Origin of the sequence: Vibrio sp. 10N.222.54.E6, from assembly GCF_041473955.1 — a bacterium.
In the GTDB taxonomy this organism is placed as follows: Bacteria; Pseudomonadota; Gammaproteobacteria; order Enterobacterales; family Vibrionaceae; genus Vibrio; species Vibrio tasmaniensis_A.
Map to the genome: position 1 here is coordinate 1 of NZ_JBFRTD010000088.1, position 1,556 is coordinate 1,556.

At 50.1% G+C, this 1,556-nt stretch carries 2 protein-coding genes and 1 pseudogene; all 3 read right to left on the reverse strand.

Annotated features, from left to right (window positions below):
- A pseudogene (locus AB4513_RS24615) lies at positions 1–557 on the reverse strand (type-F conjugative transfer system mating-pair stabilization protein TraN); the annotation flags it as partial.
- Positions 558–593: 36 nt separating this feature from the next.
- The gene (gene trbC / locus AB4513_RS24620; protein ID WP_102258465.1) at positions 594–1,307 is read right to left on the reverse strand and encodes a type-F conjugative transfer system pilin assembly protein TrbC; all 714 of its coding nucleotides are present in this window, start codon (positions 1,305–1,307) and stop codon (positions 594–596) included.
- 13 nt (positions 1,308–1,320) lie between these two features.
- Positions 1,321–1,556: hypothetical protein (locus AB4513_RS24625; protein ID WP_372074364.1), on the reverse strand; the 236-nt coding region annotated here is incomplete at its 5' end.

Sequence of the window (1,556 nt, forward strand, 5' to 3'; positions counted from 1 at the left end):
TTATCCCCTTGCTTTGTCCAACCGGATGGACAGTGGTAGATGACATTGCCAGTAACCACGGTGGCAACGGGGACTTTTGTACAAGGCACGTTGTTGTTCGTTGGACGATGACACTGTTTAGGAATGTGTTCGATAAGGCACTGGGAGCCGCTATCACAATCGACATAGGCATTTGAGAGGCCGTGAGTGATTTCATACGCATTCTCTTGGCCGAGTAAGGCAAAGCGCATCGCTGGGTCGCTTTTCACATCGGGGCGCCCTTTATTAAAGTGGGTGTTGATGTCTTGAGCCAATCCATTGGTCACAAACTCTGTCCCTTTTTGTGCATTGATATCACCGTCTGACAGTCTTGACTCTTTTGGACTGCGGATCTCTTGTCGACACGTGGCGTCTTTGCAATAGTCATCGACATTGAGTGGCAGGGCATGAGGTGCTAGAGCTTGGCTTGCCGTTTGCTTCGCCCAATTGGCGCTCTCGGTAAAGGTTTGTTGTTCGCTGGCAAGAGCGAGAGTAGATAAAAAACTGAGCGTGAGCGCAGCCCAGAGGTCAATGCGCATAAGGAGCACCTCATCAAAAGTTGGGGTGAGAGAGGGTTATTGGGAATAGAGCGTGCGCAACAGTGGGTGAATGTTTTGCTGCGCATCCCCGGCCGCGAGGTAATCCAGAGCTTGGTAAAGTGAAATGTTGCCGTAAAGGATGTCGTAGTCACTGGCTTTGCAAGGCTGCTTAGGTAAGCAGCGGTTTTGTTTGACCGAAACAAAGGCCGGTACGTGGTGAATATCAAATTGCTTAAACCAATCGGGGCTGATGGAAAAGCCGCTTTGAATGGGCGCCTTATTGGGTGAGCGTATCAAGGCCTCGATTCGCTTGACCGTGGCCGGAAAACCTTCAGGTAAGACACCGCGTATCACCAGTGGCACGCCTAAGTGCTCACTTTGCATCAGAAGCTGCTTGAGCGCGGTCTTGGGCATGGTGAGTGACACAAACACCATCACCCCTTTTGGGGCTTGGTCAGGGTGGCGCGTGGGTTTTTGTCGCCCCAATAAAGGGGAAAGACTCTCTTCTTGTATCAAATCTTGAACCTTGCGGCTGAGAGTCAGCGCTTCTTCTCGATAAGCCTGGGCTTTATTTTGTATGTCGTCCGTAGGCCACGTCTTCGCCGCCTCCGGTTGTTGAGTCATTTTTTGCTCAAGCTTGGCAAAAGCTTTGAGCTCTTGCTCAGTGTAAGCCTGGGTGGGTAACGCAATAAAAAAACACAGAAAAACAAGAGAGCGTCCAAAGGCGCTCTCAAAAGATGGAATGGTCATAGTAACCTCTTCTTTATGGCCGCTGAAAGGGTGGGTAGAGGGTGTGAGCGTTTTGGAAGCTGATTGACAGCACCTTACGAGCCTTGAGATCGCGACAAAACGAGAAGCAAAACTGCGAGAGCGGGAAACAGCAGTAAATGTGCTTGTTGTTGGCGAGCTCTGTTTTTAAAAAATCGGTAAGGGAGTCAGGGTGACTGGCAATAAATAGGTCCGTTTCATTTTTGTGGGTAAGAATGGGCATCATCGCGT